Annotated in this window: 5 protein-coding genes; 4 read left to right on the top strand and 1 reads right to left on the bottom strand. The window is 41.1% G+C overall.

Features of this window, described 5'->3' with window-relative positions; all coding sequences use genetic code 11:
• On the bottom strand, positions 1–918 hold a 918-nt coding region (locus IBX40_12315), incomplete at its 3' end, for an SPFH domain-containing protein (GenBank protein MBE0525093.1).
• Between the two features lie 104 nt (positions 919–1,022).
• On the opposite strand from IBX40_12315, the gene IBX40_12310 reads away from it, so the two are divergent.
• From IBX40_12310 to IBX40_12295, 4 genes are read left to right on the top strand one after another with little or no spacing between them, the layout of a single operon-like run.
• Entirely contained in the window at positions 1,023–1,181 is a 159-nt protein-coding gene (locus IBX40_12310; protein MBE0525092.1) for a hypothetical protein, read from the top strand.
• On the top strand, positions 1,182–1,739 hold the full coding sequence (locus IBX40_12305; protein ID MBE0525091.1) for a hypothetical protein: 558 nt from the start codon (positions 1,182–1,184) through the stop codon (positions 1,737–1,739).
• 58 nt (positions 1,740–1,797) lie between these two features.
• Complete coding sequence (locus tag IBX40_12300) at positions 1,798–2,274, top strand: hypothetical protein (protein MBE0525090.1); 477 nt, start codon at positions 1,798–1,800, stop codon at positions 2,272–2,274.
• Complete coding sequence (locus tag IBX40_12295; GenBank protein ID MBE0525089.1) at positions 2,264–2,839, top strand: nucleotidyltransferase; 576 nt, start codon at positions 2,264–2,266, stop codon at positions 2,837–2,839. Before IBX40_12300 ends, IBX40_12295 begins: the two co-directional genes overlap by 11 nt.
• Positions 2,840–3,128: the final 289 nt, after the last annotated feature.

Genomic DNA, 3,128 nt, shown 5'->3' with positions numbered 1-3,128 from the left:
CCTATCCTTCATGTCCTGTTCCACTTCAGATTGGGCACGCATTCCCCTGGCCTTGGCAAGTTTCATCTCCTCTAAAACTTTAATACCATCTCGTGCAGCCCTCATGTCTTCTTCGGTTTCCAGACGTTCTATTTCCAGCTGTGATTTTGCATCCTTTAGATGCTGTTCTCTCCCGAAGTCCTTTTCCACAGAAATAGGGGCATGCATGGCGCGCACCTCTGCAACCTCAACTCTGCCTATCCGCTCATGTCCTCCTTCCTTTGAGAGAGTATCCAGTTCAGCCAGTTCCTCTTCTGTCTGGAATGTCTGGTGGGCATCCAGCACAGTCTTATATTCACCAAGATTCCACTCTACTGTATGGGTCAGCAGTTCAAGACCCCACATATCCAGGGACTGTTTGAGCTGAGATTCGAGTTCATTCTCAATAGTGATCTGCAGGTCACGATTTCCGTAAATATCTTCCATATGTACCTGGTGGACTTCCGGTTCAAGGACCCTTGTCAGAACCTCGCTTTTAAGGCGAGAATGAATATCCTGGATGCTTAAGAATCGCTCACCCTTGGAATTTGCTTCACTATAGGCATATACCATTGAAAAAAAACGTTTTATATCATTGACCCTGAATCGCAAAATTCCCTTGCACCCCAATTTTTGCTTATCAGATGACCAGAGTTCACTCACGTCCCAGTTAAGATCCTTCGGAGAAGTATCCATCATGATGACTTCTACATCTTTGAAAAAATGTCCGGGCTTAAAAAGCCCTCCAATCCTGGTTTTTCCACTATCCAGAATGTCTGAAACCTGACCGTTCTTGACTATCACAGCTTTCTCATTTGGTTGGATTATCAAATCTTTTCTAAAAAATCCATTAATCTGATGTTTTGGAATATCCCTGGCGATATCATTTACATCTCGCATCCATTTTTTGGGTATACAGTATAAACCTCCTTATACTGCAAAATAGGGAATATATATATATAACGTTTTCCATTGTATACAATAGAAAACGGATGTGCCAAGCAATGACTAAAAGATCTTATGCTATTAGCGCAAGAATATCAGAGGATTCAAAGAATTATCTTGATAGTCTTGTAGAACTGGGAATTGCGATTAACACTTCTGAGGCCGTCAAGATCTGTATAAGATATGCTAAACAAAAAAGGATGGAGGAGGAACTTTAAATGGGACTGCTTAAGAAAAAAGTATCACCAGATGCGTTGAAGACAAAATTGTCAATCCATGAACAACGCCTGACTGCAAGAGAAAATGAACTCAAGAAAAAGAAGCAGAAAGCCAGGGAAGAATCAAAACAGGCTCTGTCTTCTGGTAATGACAGGGAATTCAGAGTATCATCACGCAGATATAGCATGCTGGAAGGCCAGGTCAGTACCATCAGCAGTATGGTTGAGATGGCCCAGAGCATGGGCGACGTAATCGAAATGCAGCAGGGATTGAAAGAAGTTGTTGAGATCGGGAACGATCTGGGTAAATACCAGAAACAGCTTGGCATAAATACAGATCAGCTTGAAAAAGCCGTGACTAATATCAGGACAAGCATGGAAAAGGTCAATGTTGCAACCAATACTATGACCTCGGCCATGGATGCTGCTATGAGCGGAAATCAGGAATTATCAGATGTGCAGGATGGGCTAAGAGCTGAACTGCTGGCTGAGATCGGAGGAGAGACAAGCCAGAAACAGGAATTGGGCGAGCAGATTAAAGGAGAGTTGAAGCAGTAACAATAACACTGAAATTAAAAATGCATTATCCCACAATGTATAGCAGGATAGGTAATCTATGGTAAATATTAATTTGCAGGATGAAATACCAGTTACATCCGAGCAGATTGTCCAGATGCTGGAATCGCATGATAAGGACTATCTTATCGATATTCCAACCATCCTGATAAACAATGCAGGTAGCATTAATTTTGCTCAACTTCTTGATGCTGCTTTTAATACAGGAGTTGGGTATAATCTACTTGCACTGATAGACGTGGCTAATATATTGGAACATAATGATGCTTTTCGTAAGGTCCTGTCTGAAAAGTATCCGACCAACATTGAGGGGGGTGTAATTGAGGATAAAATATTCCCTTATCACGAATTCAGACAATCGATAAGGCGCAATTTTTTAGAGAGGGTCGAGCAGCGGTGGAATGTTCATATTGCTTTTACTCTTGATGATTTCTATAAGGTGTATCGTGATTACCATTTGCTGCCTGTGCATGGTAAGGGGTTAAGAGAATACTTTGGTGATGCCCTTGAGATTTAGGACGTGGGAAAGTGTCAAAAAGGAACTGGATGTTATCTGTAAACAGCTCAAGGATGACCCGCGTATAATAACAGTGGGAGGCACTGCATTATTATACCATGGATTGAAAAAATCTACCCGTGACCTTGATTTTGTATTTCCCACCCAGGGTGAATGTTACTGGTTTGCCAAAGCTCTTACTGCACAGGGATTCGAGGTCAGGAAGAGTGCTAATGTCTGGAGATTTATCGATTTTGAGAGGAACCTGTATATTGATATCTCATATGGTACTGTAGGTGATGTTGCTCTGACACAGTCCATGTTTGCCAGGTTGATAGAAGAGCAGATCAATGGTTTTAGTATCTGGATAGTATCGCTTACTGACCTGTTTATTATGAAGGCATGCCATTCGGTAACTACGTATGAAACTGATGCGATTGGGGATGCACTGAGGATTGTTGAGCGGGTTGATATGGGTGAGGTGGAGGATGAACTGGAGTATCAGAGTGAGACTGTGAGGAGAAAGGTCGGGATGTTTATGGAGGAGTTCGGAGGGTATGAAAAAAAATACTGCAAAAAAATATAAGGGTGAGTTTATCACTCCCTTTGTGTGATGTTTTTTCGTTGATATTGGTTATTAATTGGGTAGCACAGGAACAATGTTAGATGTGAACAAACTGAAGGTAAAGAAAGATATTAGAGGTCTTATCTCGGCATTAAATAGTCGCAATAATACTGTGCGTGGAGATGCTGCCAAAGCAATATCATCTCTTGCAAAAAAGAGGATTTTTGACTCTACAGCTATTTTACCTTTGATTGGATTAAACCATTAATAAATTTATTATCTGACAAAAATGATATTGTACGAAAAAAAG

This window comes from Methanosarcinales archaeon, assembly GCA_014859725.1.
Taxonomy (GTDB): Archaea; Halobacteriota; Methanosarcinia; order Methanosarcinales; family Methanocomedenaceae; genus Kmv04.
This window is presented reverse-complemented; position numbering and strand designations above follow the sequence as displayed.

Coding starts and splice junctions, on each gene's coding strand:
- IBX40_12310 (MBE0525092.1), top strand. CDS start 1,023: ATGACTAAAAGATCTTATGCTATTAGCGCAAGAATATCAGAGGATTCA.
- IBX40_12305 (MBE0525091.1), top strand. CDS start 1,182: ATGGGACTGCTTAAGAAAAAAGTATCACCAGATGCGTTGAAGACAAAA.
- IBX40_12300 (MBE0525090.1), top strand. CDS start 1,798: ATGGTAAATATTAATTTGCAGGATGAAATACCAGTTACATCCGAGCAG.